Consider the following 20255-nt stretch of genomic DNA (forward strand, 5'->3'; position numbering starts at 1 on the left):
CATGGTGACGCCATGCCGACCATCGGGCGGCGCGATCAGGGGCAAGTCGCCAGGGCTCGGACCCGGCGTGGCTGTCTCGATCCACGTGGCTGTCCCGATCCGCGTGACATCACAAGGACGCCCATCGCGCCCCTTGCGACGCGGGTGCACCCGCCCCGCCACGGCCTCGCTCAGCCCAGCGAGTGACAACGTAACTCCGCAGACAGGCCCGGGCGCGGCGCCGTTGGATCATGTTCGTGCACCAGGTAGATCACGCTGCGCCCATCGAGCCAGGCCTCGATGCCGGCCGCGACCCGTTCCGCCGTCGCCGCATCGAGCCCGGCAAAGGGCTCGTCGAGGATGACCAGGCCTGGGTCTGTCAGCCACAGCCTGGCCAGGGCCACACGACGCGCCTGACCACCGGATAGCCGCCGACCGCCTTCACCGACCCAGGTGTCGAGCCCGTCGGCCAGGGACGCAGCCCAGGCGCCAAGATCCACGGCCTCGAGCGCGCGCCACAGGGTGGCGTCGTCGACCTCCGGGGCCGCCAGACGCAGGTTGTCGGCAAGACTCGCATCGAACAGATCCACCGCCTGGGTCAGGCAGGCCACCGAACCCGCGACATCGTCGACACTCAAGTTCGCAACCTCGAGTCCCCCGAGTGACGCAACCCCGCGCTGTGGACGAAGCTGGGCACTGAGCAATCCGAGCAGGGTCGACTTGCCCGCCCCGGAAGGACCACAGATCGCCACACGCTCGGCCGGTGCCAGCGACAGACAGACCCCGGAAAGCGCCGGCTCCAGCGCCCCGGCATAGCGAAACTCGACGTTCTCCAGCACCACCGACAGCGCCCCCTCGGGCATTTCGGTGCCCGTCGCTTGCTGCGCGGACCGCTCGATATCATTGAGCCGCTGCGCGGCAGCCAGGGTGGCACCGGCCTGGGTGAAGGCCACCGGCAACCCGAGCAAGCCCTCGGACAACGCCATTGCGGCCAGGGGCAGCATGACCATGACCGGCGCCGACAGGTTGCCGGCCTGATAGCCCACCAGGCCAGCCGCCAGCACCAGTAGCCAGCCTACGCCAACCACCACTGCCGCCACGGCGTTGCCCACCGCCGTCACCTGAGTCAAGCGCCACTGGTCCTTGAGCAGGCGGGCCTCGATGTCGGCCAACTGCGCCTGGCGACGCGCGAGGGCAGCGTACGCCTCAAGCTCGGCAAGGCCCGTCAGGGTCTCCATCAGGTCCGAACGCAGCCGCTCGAGAGTCGCTACCCGCGACCGGCTCGCCGCAAGCCCGAGTCGTGCCTGGCCGACGGTCAGCCATGACCAGCCCACCAGCAACCACAGCGCCAGCCAGAGCGATGCTTGGGGCAGCCACACAGCCACCAGCCCCACGAGTGCCGCGGCGAGGAGCAATGCCATCGCCGGCGGGGCCATCAGACGCAGGTAGAGGGCGTCCAGCGTATCGATATCGGCGGTCAGTCGATTGAGCCAGTCGCTGGCGCGGCGCCCGGCCAGCGACGCCGGGTCCAGGGTCACCAGGACCCCAAACAGCCGGCCCCGCAAGTCCGCCAGCAGGCGAAGAATGGTGTCGTGGTTGTACAGCCGTTCGAGGTAGCGAGACACGGTGCGCAGCACCGCGAAGAGGCGGATACCGGCGCCCGGCGTGTACACGTCAAGCGTCGCGATGGCGCCGGCGGCGAGTGCTGCGCCGGTCAGCGCCGACGCGGTGATGAACCACCCGGAGACCGCCAGCAGCCCGAGCGCCGACAGCGCGGTCAGCGCCATCAGCATCACGCCGATCACCAGGCGCCGGCGACGCTGATCATGCAGGCGGAGCCACGGACCCAAGGTGTTCCAGACCGGCAAGGCGCGGGAGATGACCTTAGACACGCACGACCTCCTGTCCACCATCGAGGGCCAGCCGTCGATCGCCGAGCCCCATCAGGGTCGGGTGATGGGTGGCGATCACCAGACTACGCCCTTGGCCAGCTAGCGCTTGAAAGCCGTCGATCAGCACGGCTTCGGTGGCCGCATCCAGGCTCGCCGTGGGTTCATCTAACAGCACCAGAGGCGCATCACTCAGGAAAATCCGCGCTAGCGCCAGGCGCTGGGCCTGCCCCCCCGAGAGGCCGCGTCCGCGCTCGCCGAGGCCGGTGTCGAGCCCTGCCGGCAGCCCCGCGAGCACCTCGCCAAGCCCCGCCTGCTCAAGCGCTGTCACCAGCTCGGTGTCGCTCGCCTGGGGCGCCGTCAGGCGCAGATTGTCGCCGAGACTGCCCTGGATAAGCAGCGGTCGCTGATCCATCCAGGCAAAGGCGAACCCCGGCGAGGTCAGACGCGCCCCTTCACACGGCGCGACGAAACCGGCCAGCATCTGGAGAACACTCGACTTGCCGGCCCCCGAGGGGCCGGTGAGCACCACCACCTCGCCCGGCGCGATGGCAAGATCCAGCGGACCCAGCACCCTGCCCCGGCCAGGATAGGCAAGGCTTGCACCGATCAGTTCCACCAAGGCCCCAGAGGCTGCCGGCGCGCTACCAGACCCGGCCTCGCGGTGGGCGTCGGCCGCCTCCTCGAACAACGCCAGCAGGCCGTCGGCGGCGGCCAGCGCGGCAGCCCGGTCGTGGTAGCTCTGGGACAGCGTGCGCAGCGGCTGGAAGAATTCCGGTGCCAGCAGCAGGATGACCAGGCCGCTGAACAGCGTCAGCGACGACGCCGGGCCGAAGGGGATATCGCCAAGCAAGCCGAAGCCGATATAGATCGCTACCACGGCGATGGCTACCGACGAAAAGAACTCCAGCACCGCCGAGGACAAGAAGGCCAGGCGCAGGGTGCGCATGCTGCGCCGACGGTAGTCGTCGGCCGCCGCGGTGACTTCCACGGTAGCGCGCTCTGCGGCGCCAAACAGACGCAGCGTGGTGATGCCCCGAACCCGATCGACGAAGTGCCCCGACAAACGCGCCACCGCGACGAACTGCTCACGGTTGAGGGATTCTGCGCCCATGCCGACCAGGGCCATGAACAGCGGTATAAAGGGGGCAGTCACCGCCAACAGGATCGCGGCGAGCCAATCCTGGAACGCGACCAGTACCAGGATCACCACGGGCACCAGCACGACCAGCCGCAGCTGTACCCAGAACCGAGCCACATAGCCGTCCAGCGCCTCGACCTGTTCGACCCACTGATGGGCGAGCCCGGCACTGTGATGGGCCGCGACTCGAACTGGCCCTAACCGCGCGAGATGGTCGAGCAAGGTGGCCCTGACGCGACGGCGCAGGCGTTGACTGGCCGCCTGGGCGGCCAGATCCTGCGCCGCCGTCAGCATCGGCCTGAGCGCGACCAATGCCAGCAATCCAAGACCAGGGGAGACAAGACCAGGGGAAACAAGGCCGGTGAGCCCAGACGGCGCCGCGATCGCTCGATCGATGATGACCGCCAGCAGCACGAGCTGGGCGACGGTGGCGAGGCCGGCGCAGGCGCCGAACGCCACCGCCAGCCACAGCCAGCGTCCCTCCGACGCCGCCTGACCCGCCAACCATCGACGCGCCCGACGCCGCCTGTCGTCTGTACCGGGGTCCGCGGCAGCCGGTTCAGTGATAGCCGACCCCACGCACCTTGCCGCGGAACACCCAGTACGACCAGGCGGTGTAGCCCAGGATGACCGGAATGACGAACAATACACCGAGCAACAGGAACAGCTGCGAATCCGGGGCCGAGGCGGCGTCCCACAGGGTAATGTCCGGCGGCACCAGGTAGGGCCACTTGCTGGCCACCAGCCCAAGATAGGTGAACAGGAACAGGCCCAGTGTCGCGACGAACGGCTGCCCTTCGCGACGTCTGGCGACGGAACGCCAGATCATCCCCGCACACAACAAGGCCAGGGCCGGGAAGATCCAGAACAGGGTCAGGTGGCCAAACCAGCGCTCGCGCACGAAATCATCGACGAACGGCGTCCACAGGCTGATGACCGCAAACCCGGCCAATACCATCAACAATAGCTTCGGAGTGATGCGATAGGCCCATTCCTGAACGTGGCCCTCGCTCTTCATGATGGTCCAGGTGGCGCCCAGCAATGCGTACCCCGCCATCAGGGCGAGCCCGGTGATTACCGTGAACGGCGACAACCAGTCGAAGGGGCCACCCACATAGACGTTGTTCTCCACCGCGAAGCCCTGAATATAGGTGCCAACGACCACCCCCTGGGCGAAGGAGGCGACCATGGAACCCCAGCAGAAGGCCCGGTTCCACCAGTGGCGGTTGCGCCGGGACTTGAAGCGAAACTCGAACGCGATGCCACGAAAGATGAGACCGGCCAGCATCAGGAAGACACCAAGATACAGCGCCGGCAACACGATGGTATAGACCAGCGGGAAGGCCGCCAGAAGCCCGGCCCCGCCGAGCACCAACCAGGTCTCGTTGCCGTCCCAGATGGGCGCCACCGAGTTCATCATCACGTCTCTGGCCTGCTCGTCCGGGGCGAAGGGATAGAGAATACCGACGCCCAGATCGAAGCCATCCATCAGGATGTACATCATGATGCCGAAGCCGATGATCAGCGCCCAGATCATCGAGAGATTGATCAGTTCCATGGCTATTGGCTCCCCAGTGTGCGACCGGCATCGGCCTCGAAGGTGGCATCGGCCGCGGACAGCGGCCGCTTGGCGGTCTGGACCTCATCGCTTGGCGGCTCGCTGAGCATGCCCTGACGCACCACCCGGGTCAGGTAGTAGCCGCCACACAGAAACACCACGGCGTAGACGGCGACATAGCCGATCAGCGTGACCAGCACCATCCACCCGGTCAGCGACGGCGTGACCCCTTCGGCCTGGGTCATCATGCCGTAGACAAGCCAGGGAGAGCGTCCCGACTCGGTCACGAACCAGCCCCCCAGCACGGCGATGAACGGCGCGATCGTCATCAGCCTCAGCGTCTGCAGGAACGGTCGCGACCGATAGAGTCGATCGCCACGCCGCAACCATAGCGCGATGAAGGACACCAGAATCATCAGCATGCCCATGGCGACCATGGCGCGGAAGGACCAGAACACGAACCACACCGGCGGCTGCTCTTCCGGTGCCACTTCCTTGAGTCCCGGCACCTCGCCGTTGATGTCATGGGTCAGAATCAAGCTGGCCAATCGCGGAATGCCGATCTCGAAGTGGTTCTCCTGGGCTTCCTTGTCTGGCCAGGCGAAGAGCAACAACGGCACGCCGGTCCCGGTCTCCCAGTTGGCCTCCATCGCGGCGACCTTGGTCGGCTGGTGCTCGAGGGTATTGAGGCCATGGGCGTCACCCACGACGGCCTGCACCGGCGTCAGCACCAGCAGCAACCACATGCACATCGACAAGGCCTTGCGGTTGGCCTCCACGTCGCGGCCGATCAGCAGGTACCAGGCGCTGACCCCCGCCACCACGAAGCCACCGGTGAGAAACGATGCCAAGGCCATGTGAGTGAAGCGATATGGGAACGAGGCGTTGAAGATGGCCTCGCCCCAGGATGTGACATGAAAGCGGCCATCGATGAGTTCGGCCCCCGCCGGGGTCTGCATCCAACTGTTGGTGGAGAGGATCCAGAAGGCCGAAATAAAGGTGCCGAGCGCCACCATGATCGCGGCAAACAGGTGCACGCCTTCGGGCACCTTGCCACGCCCAAACAGCAGCACGCCGAGAAAGCCTGCCTCGAGGAAGAAGGCCGTGATGACCTCGTAACTCAACATCGGCCCGAGGAAGTTCGATGTCGCCTGGCTGAAGTTGCTCCAGTTGGTACCGAACTGGAAGGCCATGACGATGCCCGACACCACCCCCATGCCGAAGACCACCGCGAAGACCTTCACCCAGAAACCGGCCAAGCGCTCCCAGGCCGGATTGCCAGTCTTGTAGTAAAGGCCATGCAGCAGCGCTACATAGGAGGCAAGCCCGATGGTGAACACCGGGAAGATGGCGTGGAAGGACACGACGAAGCCGAACTGTATGCGTGACAGAATCACGGGGTCCAGTTCCATGGAACACTCCTTGGCAGCAATGATAAACCGAGAGGAAATCGGCGAGGGGTCACTGCGTCGCTCGGCGGATTTCCGATCCTGATGAGACGGAACGAGGCACAGTGATTTGTCCATGACGCATTCTCAAGAAGGAGTGTCGCCGACAAAATGTGTGCCAATTCAACCAACTCTCCCCCTCAGAATAGAGCCAATCTTGATCTGTGTCGCATGACCGATTGCCGCATGTCATTTTCCGCGGTCGTCTGTCGCGGCCCCAGGCCCCGACGACGAGCCCCGCCGCCCCCGTCGAGGCTCCTGGACCGCCAGACTCAGCCGCCGCCCTGCGCCACCAGCGAAATCATGTAGCCGGTATAGGCGATGAACATGGCCACCAGGACCGCTCCCTCGACGCGGTTGATGCGCCCCGGTCTGCCACGCCAGCCGAGGGCGAATATCGCCATCAGAACGGTCATGGCGGCCATGATGACCCAGTCCCGTTGCAGCACCTCGACTCCGGCGTCGATGGGCGCAATGACCGCGGCCAGACCGACGACGCCGAGGGTGTTGAACAGGTTCGACCCCACGACGTTGCCGAGCACCAGGTCATGCTCGCGACGGCGCAGTGCGCTGAGCGACGACGCCAGCTCCGGTAACGAGGTGCCAACCGCCACCACCGTCAGGCCGATGATCAGGTCCGAGACGCCGAACCCCTGGGCAATGGCCACGGCGCCCCACACCAGCACACGCGAACTGACCACCAGCAGCGCCAGACCAACAGCCGTCAGCACCAGCCCCTTGCGCAGGGTCATGGGGTGGGCCGCAAGCTCGGTCTCGGTATCGGCCTCCAGGGCATCGGCCGGTACCGCGCTGCCACGACGGCTTTGTACAATGCTGACCACCATGAACACTAACAGTGCCAACAGCAGCAAGACGCCTTCCCATCGGTTGATGACCCCGCCTACTATCATCAGCGCCGAAGCGACGGTCGCCACCCCCAGCACCGGCAGTTCGCGCCGAATCACCGACGAGTGCACCGCGAGCGGCGAGATCACCGCCACCAAGCCCAGGATCAGACCGATATTGGCAATATTCGAGCCGAAGGCATTGCCCAGTGCCAGGCCCGGATTGCCTTGGCCAGCCGCGAGCGCAGACACGGTCAGTTCCGGCGCCGAGGTGCCAAAGCCGATCACCAGCATTCCGATCAGCAGGGGCGATAGCCCGAGCCGTGCCGAGGTCGCCGCGGCGCCCTCCACGAAGCGCTCAGCGCTCCAGACCAACAGGATAAGACCACCGATGACCGCCAAGGCCGGAAGCAACATGTCAACTCCTCGTGTGTGATGTGGGTCGCATGGTTGTCTATGGTGTCGTCTACGTCAACGTGTCACACTTGTCATCTACGGAATTTGCCTCGAGGGAGGATGCCCCCAACCGTGCCCAGCCCCGTCCTAGGCCCCCTGGACCGACTCCGCAATCCCCCTGTCAGCCCACACCCTCCCCCCGAAGCACGACTACGGTCGAGGCGTCGATTGCGTGCGTGCCACGAGTGCGACTGGGTCATGGCGCTGCCGCCGCTCAAGGCCGGAGAACAGGCTGACTGCGTGCGTTGCGGACATGACCTGGTCAAGCGTCATGCCTTCCCGGCCCAACGCAGCCTGGCGCTCGCCATTGCCTCACTGGTGGCCCTGGCGACGGCGGTGTCGTTCCCGTTCATCAGTTTCAACGCCCGCGGCGTCGGCAATCAGATCGAAGTCACCCAGACCGCCGTTCAGATGCTTGAACACCACCAGCCCATCGTCGCCATGATGGTCCTGCTGTCGGTGTTTGTGCTCCCGGCGGTGTACCTGCTGTCGGTGGTGTGGCTGCAACTCAGCCTGATGCTGCCTCGTCGCCTGCCGTACAGCCGCACCACGGCCCGCGGCCTGTCCCATATCGCCCCGTGGCTGATGGCAGACGTGTTCATCGTCGGCACCATGGTCAGCTTGATCAAGGTCGCCGGGCTGGCCGATATCGGGCTTGGCATCGCCTTCTGGACCTTTATCGCCTATGCACTGCTGCTGCTGGCCACCACGCTGTCCCTGGACAGTGACTGGCTGTGGTTCTCGCTGACCGGCGAGCCGCCGGCGCCGGAAGGGGTGCGCACCGGCCAGACCGCGGCCTCCCAGGGCATGACTGGCTGCCATACCTGCGGCCTGATCGGGCGCATCGATGAGCACGGCCATGGCCGCTGTGAACGCTGCGGCGAGAAGCTCCACGCCAGGCGACCCAAGAGCCTGCAGCGCACCTGGGCACTGCTGGTGACGGCGGCGGTCCTCTACATTCCGGCCAACCTGTATCCGATCATGTACACCACGAGCCTCGGCGACGAGAGCCCCCAGACCATCATCGGCGGGGTCATCTATCTGGTCAGCCACGGCTCCTGGCCGGTGGCCCTGGTGATTTTCGTCGCCAGCGTGATCGTGCCTATTGGCAAGCTGCTGGCGTTGACGTGGTTATGTATAGTCGCGCCACGGGCCCCGGGCCTGCGCTCGCTGACCCGAGCGCGGCTCTACCGCCTCACCGAGTTAATCGGACGCTGGTCGATGGTCGACGTCTTCGTGGTCTCCATCCTCGTGGCCCTGATACGCGCCGGCGCCCTGATGTCGATCACTCCGGGACCCGCTTCGCTCGCCTTCGGTGGCGTTGTCATCGTGACCATGCTGGCCGCCATGAGCTTCGAACCCCGCTTGCTGTGGGACGGCGATAGCGACGAAGACATGCCGTTCGCCGCCGACTCCGACGCCACTATTGACGAACAAGGAAGAACGCCATGACCGACGGCGACTCTCACGGCCAGACACCACGCCACAGCGACCACCACCGCGCCGCGCCAACGCCGCAAAAGCGTCTGTCGCCGGTGTGGATCGTGCCTTTCGTAGCGTTGCTGATCGGCGCCTGGCTGGTCTACGACAATTATTCCAAGCGCGGGCCCCAGATCACGCTCAATCTACCTACTGCTGACGGCATCGAGGCCGGCAAGACGCTGATCAAGACGCGCAATGTGGAAGTCGGCCAGGTCGAGACGGTGCGCCTGAGCGATGACCTGACCGGCGTCGAGATCACCGCTCGCATGGAACCCCAGGCGGAAGACATGCTGGTCGAGGACACCCATTTCTGGGTCGTCAAGCCGCGCATCGGTCGCGAGGGCATCAGCGGGCTCGGCACCGTGCTGTCCGGCGCCTATATCCAGCTCGAGCCCGGCCAGAGCGAAGTCGACTCGCGTGAATTCAATGTCAGCGATCAACCCCCGGTGGCCCCCCCGGGTGCCGAAGGCCTGCGCTTGAACCTGATCAGCCAGGTCGGCAACTCGCTCAGCGTCGGCGATGCCGTCACCTTCCAGGGCGTGGGCGTTGGCCGCGTCGAGGAAGCCAATTTCGACGTCGACACCCAAAGCATGCACCATCGCATCTTCATCGAGAGCCCTTACGACACCCTGGTCACCGAGAACACCCGGTTCTGGAGCGCCAGTGGCGTCGACATCCGCCTGGACTCCGAAGGGTTCCGGATCAAGGTCGAGTCCGTCGAGGCGCTGCTGGGCGGCGGTGTGACCTTTGGCGTCCCCGACGACGTGCCCGCCGGCACACGCGCCCAGGAGGATGCCAGCTTCGAGCTCTACAGCGATGAAGAAACGGCACGCCAAGGGACATTCAATCGCTACCTCGAGTACGTCCTGCTGATCGAGGACACCGTTCGCGGACTGTCCAAGGGCGCACCGGTCGAGTTCCGCGGCGTGCGCATCGGCACCGTGGCAGCGGTCCCCTGGAACTTCACCTCCCCCCAACCCGAAGACCGCGAACGCCTGGCCATCCCGGTGCTGATCCGCATCGAACCCCAGCGCCTGGGCATCGGCGCTCAAGAGCTCGATCTCCAGGAATGGCGTGACCGCTTCCAGCGCCTGTTCGAGGCCGGCCTCCGGGCCAGCCTGAAGAGCGGCAGCCTGTTGACCGGGGCCCTGTTTGTCGACCTCAAGCTCGACGCCGAGCTCGAGGATGCTTACGCCGCCGAGGTCTTCGCCGACCGCCCGGTGTTCCCCACCGCCTCGTCTGGGCTGGCCCAGATTCAGGCCCAAGTCACGGCCCTTCTCGACAAGCTGAATCGGCTCGAGGTCGAACCGATACTGTCGGGTCTCGATCGTAACCTTCAGGTGTCTGAGGCGATGCTCAATCAGGCCAAGCGGCTGGTAGAAAGCATGAACGGCCTGGTCAGCAACCCCGACACCCAGAGCCTGCCGGGCAACCTGAATCAGACCCTGGTGGAACTGCGTGGCACCCTGTCCGGGCTGTCACCGGACTCCAGTGTCTATCAGGACCTGACCCGGACGCTGGACGAGGTCGAGACGCTGGTGCGTGACCTGCAGCCTGCCGCCCGCAAGATCAGTGACGATCCCCGCGCCCTGCTGTTTGACAGCATCGACACCCAGGATCCGATCCCCCGGGCCCCTCAACGCTAGGAGCACTCCATGAGGCCGACGTTACGACTTGGTATTCCCCTGCTGGCGCTGTGGTTGGCCGGCTGCGCCAGCGGCGGCGACCCGATGAATCGCTACCTGCTGCCGCCCGACGCCGCGGCGAACAGCGGCGTGGCGGCCACCGGCGAGGCCGGCACCAGCCGCTCCGTACTGGTCGCCACGCCGCGCCTGGCCGGGTTCCTCAATGCCGAAGGCATCGTCTTGCAACTCGACGACATCACCCTCAACGAGGCCCAGGCCAACCTGTGGGCGGCCCCGCTGTCACAGCAGATCGAGCGAGGCCTGCGTGAGCGCTTGGCAAAGCGCCTGCCGGGCCGTCAGGTCCTGGTGTCGCGTGGCAATTCCCGCACCGACTCGGTGACCCTGGAAGTGACCCTGGATGCCTTTCAGGGACGCTATGACGGCGTCGCCGTGGCCGCAGGCCAATGGCTGATTCGCGACGAGAATGGCCAGGTGCTCAGCATGCAGCCATTCGATACCGAGGTGACGCTTGACAGCGACGGCTATCCCGCGCTGGTGCGGGCCCTCGGCCTGAGCCTCGACGGGGTGGCCGACGATATCGCCAGAAGCCTGCTCGCCCAAGGCTGAGTCGCCACCACGCCCTGGCAAATGCCTGGCGGGATCCGCCATCAAGGCTGCGCCCGCCGGCCAAATCTGTCATCATGCCCGCTGCGGCGCCGGGGGTCCCCCTGCCGCAGCGGTCATCGATTTTTCCCCACGCCTTGCCCGGGACCGGCGTCCTCACTGGAGCGACGTCAAGCGAGTGCGTGCGAGCTGGAGCTTGCATGAGTTTTTCTGATCTCGGCCTGCGTGCCGAACTGCTTCGCGCCATCGAGGCGCAGGGCTACACCATCCCGACCCCTATTCAACGCCAGGCCATCCCCGCTGTCCTTAACGGCGGCGATCTACTCGCCAGCGCCCAGACCGGCACCGGCAAGACCGCGGGCTTCACCCTGCCCATGCTGCAGCGTCTGGCCGACGGCCCGAAGCCCGTCAAGCGCGGGGTCCGCGCCCTGGTCCTGACCCCGACGCGGGAACTCGCCGCCCAGGTCGGCGAGAGCGTGCGCGACTACGGTCGCCATCTGTCGCTCAAGAGCCACGTCATCTTCGGTGGTGTCGGCCAGCAGCCCCAGGTCGATGCCCTGCGCGGCGGCCTCGATATCCTGGTCGCCACCCCGGGCCGACTGCTGGACCTGCAGCAGCAGGGCCATGTCGACCTGTCCAAGGTCGAGATCCTGGTACTCGACGAAGCCGACCGGATGCTCGACATGGGCTTCATCCATGACATCCGCAAGGTGCTGCGCCTGCTGCCGGACACACGCCAGAACCTGCTGTTCTCGGCGACGTTCTCCAGCGAGATCCAGGCCCTGGCCGATCGCCTGCTCGACAACCCGGCCATGATCGAGGTCGCACGCCGCAACACCACCGCCGAAACGGTGGATCAGGCGGTGTATCGCGTCGACCGCGAGCGCAAGCGGGACCTGCTGTCGCACCTGATCAGCTCACAGCGCTGGTACCAGGTGCTGGTGTTCACTCGCACCAAGCACGGCGCCAACCGCCTGGCCGAGCACCTCGGCAAGCAGGACATCACGGCCATGGCGATCCATGGCAACAAGAGCCAATCGGCCCGTACCCGGGCGCTGTCGTCCTTCAAGTCCGGTGACTTGCAGGTCCTGGTCGCCACCGATATCGCCGCCCGCGGCCTCGATATCGACGAATTGCCCCATGTGGTCAACTTCGAGCTGCCGAACGTGGCCGAAGACTATGTCCACCGTATTGGGCGCACGGGGCGTGCCGGCAACGAAGGCAAGGCCGTCTCGCTGGTCTGCGTTGACGAGCACGGGCTCTTGAAGAACATCGAGCGCCTGATCAAGCGCGACCTGGAAAAGCTGATCGAGCCGGGCTTCGAGCCGGATCCGAATGCCAAGCCGGAGCCGATCGAAAACGGCCGTGGTCGCGGCCGCGGTGGCAACACCCGCGGTAACGGCGGCAACGGCGGTAATCGGGGCGGCCGAGGCAACGGCGGCAACGGCGGCAACGGCGGCAACGGCCAGAATCGCGGCAACAGCCAAGCCCGTGGTGGCGAAGGCGACGGCGCGGCTCCGCGCCGTCGTCGTCGTGGTGGCCAGCGCTCACGTCAAGCCTGACCGCCCGCTCGGCTATCCTCGGGTTGACGTGGTTCGCCACGTCGGCCCGAGGGACGACCTCTCTTATGGGTGGTTCATTTCCGACTTTCACCTCCTAGGCACCAAGCAAGGGAAGCGACATGGCATCGAAAGAGCTGATCAGTGAATACCGCCGCTGGCGGGCCTTCCAGCGTCAAGCCCAACTGGACCGCGAGCACCGCGGAGCCAGAACCAAGATCGACGAAGCCCGCGTCTCCGCGTCGCGCATGACCGAGGCCTACCGCAGCATGGCTGAGAAGGGAGCCGCGGAAGGCGCCTGCTATCGCACCGTCTACCTGCGCGACCATGACGGCGTCGCCCTGACCTGCGAAGGCTGGCTGTTCGTCCGTCGCGTGCTCGCCGAAGGCGGCTCCACGCGAGTCCGCGCGACCCTGCTCGAGACCTTCCGCCTCGAGAGCGGTCAGGTCGAGCCAGGCGTCACCGCGGCCCAGAAGATCACCCTGGAAATCTACGATCAATTGTTGATCGACCAGGGCATGGCCACCGCCGTGCGGATCGATGCCATCGACGGCGATCGACAGAGCCACTTCCTGACCTTCTCCGATCAGGCAAGAGGCGATCTGCGCCGCCACATGACCTGATCCCTCAGGAACCGCTGCTTCGGTGTCGCGCCTTGCCAACCTCGCCAGCACCACCCCCATGCTGAACGAACCGACACCGGATCGGCGCGTCCTGGCCCCCAGCACCGGCAACCTGGGCGGCCTGCGCAGGGCCCGACCGCCCTGAGTGTCGACGCTGCCCCGTCACGTTGACACCTTCAAGGCCCCTGGTCACCAGGGCCAACCCCACGGACGCTCGCTTCGTGCCAGCGACCACGCTTGTGCCATCGCTTCCTGGGCACCACCGATGAGCGTCACTCGAAAGGACATCGCCCCATGACACCCCGCACCCTGCCCTGGCGCTTTCTTGTCCTGATGGTCCTGGTCGGCCTGAACCTTCGCCCCGCGCTGTCCTCGCTGGCGCCCCTGCTGGCGCGCATTCAGCAGGACACCGGGATGTCATCGCTGGCGATCGGTGCCCTGACCACCCTGCCGGTCCTGTGCCTGGGCCTGTTTGCACCGATGGCGCCTCGCCTGGCCCGCCAGTTTGGCCCCGAGCGAGCGCTGTCGGTGGGCCTCGCCGTCATCGCCGCGGGACTGCTCATGCGCTGGGTCGCCACGCCAGTCGCGCTGTATGTAGGCACCTTGCTGGTCGGCGCCGGTATCGGTGTATCTGGCGCCCTGCTACCGGGCCTGGTCAAGCGCGAGCTGCCCAAGGGCGCGGATCTGATGACCGGCGTCTACACCATGGCCCTATGCCTCGGCGGCGCCTTGGGGGCGGGCCTCGCCATTCCCGTCAGCGAGCTGCTCGGGGGCTGGCCAGAAGGCCTCGCCGCCTGGTCGGCGCTAGCCATCGTCGCCCTCATCGCCTGGGAGTGTTGCATGCCGCGCACGGCCCCGGAGCGTCGCCCCGCCGGCTACGTGTCCTCCGGGGCGACACCGGCCATGCTGCGACAGCCGTTGACCTGGCACGTGACGCTGTTGATGGGCAGCCAATCTTCGATTGCCTATATCGTGTTTGGCTGGCTGCCTACCCTGCTGGTCCAGCGAGGCTACGGCGAAGCGGAGGCCGGCTGGCTAATGGGCACCTCGGTCATGGTCCAGCTGATTTCCGCCCTCGGCGCGCCGTGGCTCGCACGCCTGGGCCGCGACCAGCGTCCGGCCCTGCTGCTGGTATTGGCAAGCACCGCTGCGGGCCTGTGGTGCCTGTTGATGGCGGGGCCCGAGTGGAAGATCGTCGGCGTGATTCTGCTCGGACTCGGCCAGGGCGGTAGCTTCAGTCTGGCGCTCACCCTGATCGTCCTGCGCACCGCGGACTCGAAGCTCGCCGGCCGCCTGTCGGGCCTCGCTCAGGGGGGAGGTTATGCCCTCGCCGCCCTTGGCCCGCTGGGTGTCGGTATCCTGCTCGAGTTCGAGGCGTCCCTCGCCACCATTACCACGACGCTGATGACGGTACTGGCCATCGCGCTGATCTTTGCCATGTTTGCAGGACGCGAGCGTCAGCTGATACAAGATGCCGAGGGCGGCATCTCGACTCGAGCGGCGCCCCGGCGAAGGCGCGCCTGACGCCCACGTTTCGCCTCCCACCTGACGCCCACTTTTCGCCCCCCCCAGAGCCCCCACCCGTGGCGTGTGCCTGGCCAGTACGCTGCGGGGCGCGGCTCCTCGACGTGACCATGACTTGCCCTACGCCGATCAGGTCGTATCATGTTGCCCTCACGCCTACTCTGGAGCTCTTCCCATGACACCGCCCTGCGCCGCCCCCCTGCTGATTATCTACACCGGTGGCACCTTGGGCATGATCGACACCGACCAGGGACTCGCCCCGGGACCCGACGTCGAAGCACGCGTGCGCCGAGCGCTCGCCGGCCTGCCGTCGGCCCGCCTCGCGGCGCTGCCCGACTTTCTCTGGCAGGAACTCGGTACGCCGATCGACTCCAGCAGCGCACGGCCGAACGACTGGGCAGCCCTCGCCAGCAAGATCGCCGACTGCCATCGCGACGTCGCCGGTATCGTCGTGCTGCACGGCACCGATACCCTGGCCTGGACCGCCTCGAGCCTCGCCTACCAGCTTCAGGGCATCGATCGTCCCGTGGTGATCACCGGTGCCATGCTGCCACTGGAGGCAGACGGCAGCGACGCCTTGCACAACATCGAGACGGCACTGGGGTTCGCGGCGATGCCGCGGCTTCAGGAAGTCGCACTGTGTTTCGACGGTGTACTGCTCCGCGGGTGCCGCGCTCGAAAATGGCATACCCAGGATCGCCATGCCTTCGCCAGCCCCAATCAGGGACGCCTGGGGGAGCGCCGCGGAGACGACTGGACGCTGATCGAGAGCCGTGGCCTCGAAGCGACCCAACGCGGCGCGCCACGTTTCGAGCTGCCCGACTACGCGGGGCTCGAGGGCGCAGTGGTGCGCCTGCCGCTGTGGCCGGGCATCAACGCCTGGCAGGTGGCCGCATGGCTCGATGATGATCGAGTCCAGGGCGCACTGCTGGAGGTCTGGGGCGGTGGCAACGTGCCCGATGACCTGGCGATCGGCCAGGTGCTGGCCGAGGCCACAGGCCGAGGCAAGCTCATCGCCGCCATCAGCCAGTGCCCCTACGGCACCGTTGACATCGGCCACTACGCCGCCGGGCGCCTGCTCGCCGAGGCCGGCGTGATGTCCGGCGATGACATGACGGCAGAAGCCGCCTACACCAAGCTGGTTCACCTGTTGGCTCAACCCATTAGCGACGACCAACGCCGCCGCCGCTTCATGACCCCCTTGGTGGGCGAGCGCGGCTAGGCCTTGGCGCGTCGACCGTTGGCAGCGGCAGACGTAAAAGGGTGAGAAATACGCAATGAAAATGGTTTAAGGTAGAGCCGTGCACTTATAATAAGGAGATCCTCATGGAACACCCGGACCATCCCTTTTCCGAGCTTTTCGAGCAGCTGGGGCTCGCCTCGGATCACGCCTCCATCAAACGCTTCATCGAGCGCCATTCGCCGCTCCCCCAGGGCATGGAATTACCGGACGCTCCTTGCTGGAACGAGGGCCAGGCCGAGTTCCTTCGCGAGGCCATCGACTCCGACGCCGACTGGGCAGAAGTCGTCGATCACCTCGACGTTTCCCTGCGAAAACCCTGACCTTCCGGCTGCTGACCGGTCGCCAGGGATGCGGCATCCGGCTAGCCCCTTGATGAGACCAAGGAAGATGACCGATGTTTTTTCCGACGCCGCGACGGCGTCCGGAGGCGCAGTTCCCCAGGTTATGAGGGAGCGCCTGACGCAGTGCCCCGCATTGCCAACCTTACCCTCAGTGGTCACCCGTATCCTGCCCCTGACTCGCGAGCCCGATGCCGGCCTGCTCGATTTCGCCCGCGTCATCGAAACCGACCCCGCCCTGACGCTAAAGCTCGTCGCCTTGGCCAACAATGCCTTCTATGCGCGTGGTGGTGGCGACCTGACCACCTGCCGCGAGGCGGTCCAGCGCCTCGGCTCGGAAGGCACGCTGGCGGCACTGCTGAGCTTCAGCCTGCTGCGCGGGCGGCACCGGCGCGACTTCCATGACGTCTGGCAGCGTACCGCCCTCGCCGCTCAGGTCGCCAAGATCCTGGCGGAAAAACTCTGTCCCCTGCACTCCGGCCTGTTGTTTACCCAGGCGCTGCTGCAAGACATCGGCATTCTGGCGCTCAGCGCCATCGACGCCCAGGATTATTCTCACCTGGTCGCCTCCGCCACGAGTCACGCTGACTTGTGCCGCCAGGAGCTTGAGCGCTATGGCTGCGACCACGCGGCCATTGGCGCCTGGCTGGCACGCTGCTGGGGCGTTCCCGAGGTCCTCGCCGAAGGCATCGCCGAAAGCCATGGCGATCCCGCCGACGGCATCGCGACGACCGCCTGCCTGCGGCTCTCCGGGCGGCTGGCCGACGCCTGGCTCCAGGGCGGCAGTGACCGCCAGCTACATCAGGAGCTGGCGGCGATCTCGACCTATCCGAACATTGACCTCGACGATTCCGACGTCATGGACCTGGCCGAACGCCTGCTGGAACGCCTACCCGACATGGCCGCGTTGCTCGCGGCGAGCCTCGACGTCGAACGCGACCTGACCTCTCTGCTGGCCGACGGCAAGCATCAGTTGTTCGAATTGACCCTGCGCCTGCAGCAACGCCTCCAGGCCAAGGAACAGGAACTCGAAGACCTGCGCGAGGACAATGCCAAACTGGACGCCAAGGCCAGCAGGGACAGCCTCACGGGGCTCGCCAATCGCGACATGCTGGAAAGACACCTGGCCCAGTTGCTGCGCCAGGCCGGCGATCAGGACCTGCCGCTGTCGCTGCTGTTCATCGATCTGGATCGCTTCAAGCAGCTCAACGACCGCCACGGCCACGCGGTCGGGGACGTCGTTCTGACCCACTTCGCGTCCACCCTCACCGATGCCATTCGCGGCACCGACCTGGCGGCTCGCTACGGCGGCGAGGAGTTCGTCGTGCTTCTGCCCGGAGAACGTCCCGGCGGCGCCCACCGTGTCGCCGAGCGCCTGACCCGATGGCTCGGCGAAAAACCCATGGCCCACCACGACGATCAGCCGTTGTACATCACCGCCTCGATCGGCATCTCGCACTGGGAACCAGGCATGGCGCCGGTGTCCGCCGCCGCCCTGGTCGAACTCGCCGACCAGCAGATGTATCGCTCGAAACGCGGCGGTCGAGCCCGGGTGTCGATGCAACTGACGAGCAGCCACCACGACACGTCGACCAGCGAAAGTGACATCACCTAGGCCGCCTCGACGCACGACCGGTGATTCACGTCAGGCTCGCGGAACCAGCCCGACCGCTGAACGACGCGCCCGAACACCGCCCCGCGCAGAGGCCATGATAGCGAGGGTGTGAACAGGGTCCGCTACAATCGCGCCTCGACACGCTCGAGGATCTGTCGGCTGACCTTGCCGACCAGCGGGCGCGCGGCGCGGTTCACCGCCTTCTCCAGCAGCCGATTGCGAATCGTGTAGTCCAACGTCAGGCTGACGCGGGTCCCCTCCGGCACCGCTTCAAGGTCATAACGCCCGCTGTTGCTGACGCCATCGAGCGACTCCCAGGCCAAGCGATGGGGGGGCGATTTCTCGGTCACTTCGACATCGAAGGTCCAGTCCATGCCGAGGGCATGAACATGCCAGCGATAGCGGTCATCGCCCAAGGCGTCGATGGCGGTGATCAGGTCCGAATAGTCGGCGAAGTCCTCCACACGCTCCAGCACCGCGAAGACTCGCTCTGGCGGAGCAGAAACCACGGCGCTATGTTCGATGCTGGCCATACCGTCTCCCTGGTCGCGCGTCCTGCGAAGCTCGAGAGCCCACGCTGAAGCCCCGGCCCAAGAGCCATTCTCCAAGGCCGAAAGCCGGACGCGAGTAACGTGTTTTGAGGCGTGAATCTGTGGACGATAACGACGCGTAAAGGGCCTGGCAGCACCCGAAAAGCCCCCAACCAACCGGCACGAGGCCCTAATGGGTAACGCCGCCGGGAACGGCCCGTTGCCGACAACCATCCGCGGTGCAACGTCCCTTGTCACGGCACGACTCGCCTATGCCAAGCCGACTACAGCATCCGTATTCTGCCGGTTCTTGTAAAGAACCTCAGCGAAGATCGCGCATCAACAGGGCGTACTCCATCCCGGCCGCACCCAGCAGCTCTTCCGGCAACGCCAGACGCACCACGTGTCCCGACCCTGGGGCCACGGACAGGCTCTCTCCCCGGCGATTCTCGAGGTGTCGCAGCACGAAACGTCGATTGCCCCCCGGCAACATCAACTCGAGCCCATCGCCGAGTTCGAAGCGATTCTTGACGTCCACCTCGACGAGACCTTCGGCCACGTCCGTCCTCAGGATCTCGCCGACGAACTGCTGGTGCACCCCCACCGAGTTGCCCTGCTGATAGTTCTGATACTCATCGTGCACATGGCGCCGATAGAACCCCTCGGTGTAACCGCGGTTGGCAAGATTCTCCAACTCGTCCATCAGCCGCCGATCGAAGGGGCGTCCTGCCATGGCATCGTCGATGGCGCTTCGATACACCTGGGCGGTACGCGCCACGTAGTAGTGCGACTTGGTCCGCCCCTCGATCTTCAGCGAACTGACGCCCATCTGGATCAGACGCGGCACGTGCTGGACCGCACGCAGGTCCTTGGAATTCATGATGTAGGTGCCGTGCTCGTCCTCGAACACCGGCATCTTGACACCCGGGCGGGCACGGTCCTCGATCAGGGCGGCGAGGGCCTCCTGGGCGTCGTCGCCTGGCGCCGTCGGCTGTCCGTTCGCAACCGGAATCAGGTCCCCCGTCGCATCCTCGGTCGCCGTCTGCGCCGCATACTTCCAACGACAGGCGTTGGTGCAGGCGCCCTGGTTCGGGTCGCGATGATTGAAGTAACCGGATAGCAGACAGCGCCCCGAATAGGCGATACACAAGGCGCCGTGAACGAACGTCTCGATCTCCAGGTCCGGGCATTCGGCACGGATCTCGGCGATTTCATCCAGCGACAGTTCCCGCGACAGGATGATGCGCTCGACGCCCTGGCGCTGCCAGAAGCGAGCGGCGGCGTGGTTGACCACATTGGCCTGGACCGACAGGTGGATCACCTGATCGGGCCAGCGCTCTCGCACCATCATGATCAGCCCCGGGTCTGACATGATCAGGGCATCCGGCGCGGCCTCGATGACCGGGGACATGTCTCGCAGGTACGTCTTCAGCTTGCTGTTGTGGGGCGTGATGTTGGAAGCCACGTAGAAACGCTTGCCACGCTCGTGGGCATAGGCGATGCCCTGCCTGAGCGTGTCGATCGTGAAGTCGTTGTTGCGCACACGCAGCGAATAACGCGGCTGGCCGGCGTACACGGCGTCGGCCCCGTAGGCGAAGGCATAGCGCATGTTCTTGAAGGTGCCGGCAGGGCACAGGAGTTCGGGGGCAGTCATGGCGTCACCGCATGCAGAGTCGGCGGCGAAGTGTGCCACAGGCCCCCGTCGGGCTTTTTGACAAGCGGCAACGAAAAGTCATCTTCGGCGCGACTGGCCTGGCTTGCTCGGATTCGGTACCC

16 protein-coding genes are annotated in these 20255 nt (G+C 66.0%); 9 read left to right on the forward strand and 7 right to left on the reverse strand.

Annotated features, from left to right (window positions below):
* Positions 1-170 precede the first annotated feature (170 nt).
* From cydC to ACUN9Y_RS18975, 5 genes are all read right to left on the reverse strand, one after another.
* A complete protein-coding gene (gene cydC, locus ACUN9Y_RS18955; RefSeq protein WP_445462291.1) occupies positions 171-1871 on the reverse strand; it encodes a thiol reductant ABC exporter subunit CydC in 1701 nt (566 codons plus the stop codon).
* The gene (gene cydD / locus ACUN9Y_RS18960; protein WP_445462292.1) at positions 1864-3513 is read right to left on the reverse strand and encodes a thiol reductant ABC exporter subunit CydD; all 1650 of its coding nucleotides are present in this window, start codon (positions 3511-3513) and stop codon (positions 1864-1866) included. The genes cydC and cydD overlap by 8 nt, the downstream gene beginning before the upstream one ends.
* Positions 3514-3568: 55 nt before the next feature.
* Positions 3569-4567 (reverse strand): cytochrome d ubiquinol oxidase subunit II, encoded by a 999-nt coding sequence (cydB, locus tag ACUN9Y_RS18965; protein ID WP_445462293.1) that lies wholly within the window; start codon positions 4565-4567, stop codon positions 3569-3571.
* Between the two features lie 2 nt (positions 4568-4569).
* Complete coding sequence (locus ACUN9Y_RS18970) at positions 4570-5979, reverse strand: cytochrome ubiquinol oxidase subunit I (RefSeq protein WP_445462294.1); 1410 nt, start codon at positions 5977-5979, stop codon at positions 4570-4572.
* Positions 5980-6287: 308 nt separating this feature from the next.
* A complete protein-coding gene (locus ACUN9Y_RS18975) occupies positions 6288-7277 on the reverse strand; it encodes a calcium/sodium antiporter (protein WP_445462295.1) in 990 nt (329 codons plus the stop codon).
* A 99-nt stretch (positions 7278-7376) separates the two neighbouring features.
* Between ACUN9Y_RS18975 and ACUN9Y_RS18980 the strand changes: the two genes are divergently transcribed.
* The 9 genes from ACUN9Y_RS18980 (at position 7377) to ACUN9Y_RS19020 (ending at position 17949) form a co-directional block, all read left to right on the forward strand.
* Entirely contained in the window at positions 7377-8768 is a 1392-nt protein-coding gene (locus ACUN9Y_RS18980) for a PqiA/YebS family transporter subunit (RefSeq protein ID WP_445462296.1), read from the forward strand.
* Positions 8765-10444 carry an intermembrane transport protein PqiB gene (pqiB, locus tag ACUN9Y_RS18985; RefSeq protein ID WP_445462297.1) on the forward strand — a complete coding sequence of 560 codons (1680 nt, stop codon included), beginning with the start codon at positions 8765-8767 and terminating at the stop codon, positions 10442-10444. Before ACUN9Y_RS18980 ends, pqiB begins: the two co-directional genes overlap by 4 nt.
* A gap of 9 nt (positions 10445-10453) precedes the next feature.
* On the forward strand, positions 10454-11050 hold the full coding sequence (locus tag ACUN9Y_RS18990) for a PqiC family protein (RefSeq protein WP_445462298.1): 597 nt from the start codon (positions 10454-10456) through the stop codon (positions 11048-11050).
* A 197-nt stretch (positions 11051-11247) separates the two neighbouring features.
* Entirely contained in the window at positions 11248-12609 is a 1362-nt protein-coding gene (locus ACUN9Y_RS18995) for a DEAD/DEAH box helicase (protein WP_445462299.1), read from the forward strand.
* Between the two features lie 119 nt (positions 12610-12728).
* Positions 12729-13229, forward strand: a complete 501-nt coding sequence (locus ACUN9Y_RS19000; RefSeq protein ID WP_445462300.1) for a hypothetical protein — start codon at positions 12729-12731, stop codon at positions 13227-13229.
* A gap of 294 nt (positions 13230-13523) precedes the next feature.
* The gene (locus ACUN9Y_RS19005) at positions 13524-14753 is read left to right on the forward strand and encodes an MFS transporter (RefSeq protein WP_445462301.1); all 1230 of its coding nucleotides are present in this window, start codon (positions 13524-13526) and stop codon (positions 14751-14753) included.
* 175 nt (positions 14754-14928) lie between these two features.
* Positions 14929-15975 (forward strand): asparaginase, encoded by a 1047-nt coding sequence (locus ACUN9Y_RS19010; RefSeq protein ID WP_445462302.1) that lies wholly within the window; start codon positions 14929-14931, stop codon positions 15973-15975.
* 104 nt (positions 15976-16079) lie between these two features.
* Positions 16080-16316 (forward strand): DUF2789 domain-containing protein, encoded by a 237-nt coding sequence (locus ACUN9Y_RS19015; RefSeq protein WP_445462303.1) that lies wholly within the window; start codon positions 16080-16082, stop codon positions 16314-16316.
* A 154-nt stretch (positions 16317-16470) separates the two neighbouring features.
* Positions 16471-17949 (forward strand): sensor domain-containing diguanylate cyclase, encoded by a 1479-nt coding sequence (locus tag ACUN9Y_RS19020; protein ID WP_445462304.1) that lies wholly within the window; start codon positions 16471-16473, stop codon positions 17947-17949.
* A 122-nt stretch (positions 17950-18071) separates the two neighbouring features.
* On the opposite strand, the gene ACUN9Y_RS19025 is transcribed toward ACUN9Y_RS19020, so the two are convergent.
* Both ACUN9Y_RS19025 and trhP read right to left on the reverse strand, forming a co-directional pair.
* Positions 18072-18482 carry an SRPBCC family protein gene (locus ACUN9Y_RS19025; RefSeq protein WP_445462305.1) on the reverse strand — a complete coding sequence of 137 codons (411 nt, stop codon included), beginning with the start codon at positions 18480-18482 and terminating at the stop codon, positions 18072-18074.
* 319 nt (positions 18483-18801) lie between these two features.
* Positions 18802-20133, reverse strand: coding sequence for a prephenate-dependent tRNA uridine(34) hydroxylase TrhP (gene trhP, locus ACUN9Y_RS19030; RefSeq protein ID WP_445462306.1), 1332 nt, complete (start codon positions 20131-20133; stop codon positions 18802-18804).
* Positions 20134-20255 lie beyond the last annotated feature (122 nt).

This window comes from Halomonas sp. V046 (assembly GCF_052645355.1).

Coding starts and splice junctions, on each gene's coding strand:
- ACUN9Y_RS19000 (WP_445462300.1), top strand. CDS start 12,729: ATGGCATCGAAAGAGCTGATCAGTGAATACCGCCGCTGGCGGGCCTTC.
- ACUN9Y_RS19015 (WP_445462303.1), top strand. CDS start 16,080: ATGGAACACCCGGACCATCCCTTTTCCGAGCTTTTCGAGCAGCTGGGG.
- ACUN9Y_RS18975 (WP_445462295.1), bottom strand. CDS start 7,277: ATGTTGCTTCCGGCCTTGGCGGTCATCGGTGGTCTTATCCTGTTGGTC.
- trhP (WP_445462306.1), bottom strand. CDS start 20,133: ATGACTGCCCCCGAACTCCTGTGCCCTGCCGGCACCTTCAAGAACATG.
- ACUN9Y_RS19010 (WP_445462302.1), top strand. CDS start 14,929: ATGACACCGCCCTGCGCCGCCCCCCTGCTGATTATCTACACCGGTGGC.
- cydB (WP_445462293.1), bottom strand. CDS start 4,567: ATGGAACTGATCAATCTCTCGATGATCTGGGCGCTGATCATCGGCTTC.
- ACUN9Y_RS19025 (WP_445462305.1), bottom strand. CDS start 18,482: ATGGCCAGCATCGAACATAGCGCCGTGGTTTCTGCTCCGCCAGAGCGA.
- pqiB (WP_445462297.1), top strand. CDS start 8,765: ATGACCGACGGCGACTCTCACGGCCAGACACCACGCCACAGCGACCAC.
- ACUN9Y_RS19005 (WP_445462301.1), top strand. CDS start 13,524: ATGACACCCCGCACCCTGCCCTGGCGCTTTCTTGTCCTGATGGTCCTG.
- ACUN9Y_RS18990 (WP_445462298.1), top strand. CDS start 10,454: ATGAGGCCGACGTTACGACTTGGTATTCCCCTGCTGGCGCTGTGGTTG.
- ACUN9Y_RS18995 (WP_445462299.1), top strand. CDS start 11,248: ATGAGTTTTTCTGATCTCGGCCTGCGTGCCGAACTGCTTCGCGCCATC.
- ACUN9Y_RS18980 (WP_445462296.1), top strand. CDS start 7,377: ATGCCCCCAACCGTGCCCAGCCCCGTCCTAGGCCCCCTGGACCGACTC.
- ACUN9Y_RS18970 (WP_445462294.1), bottom strand. CDS start 5,979: ATGGAACTGGACCCCGTGATTCTGTCACGCATACAGTTCGGCTTCGTC.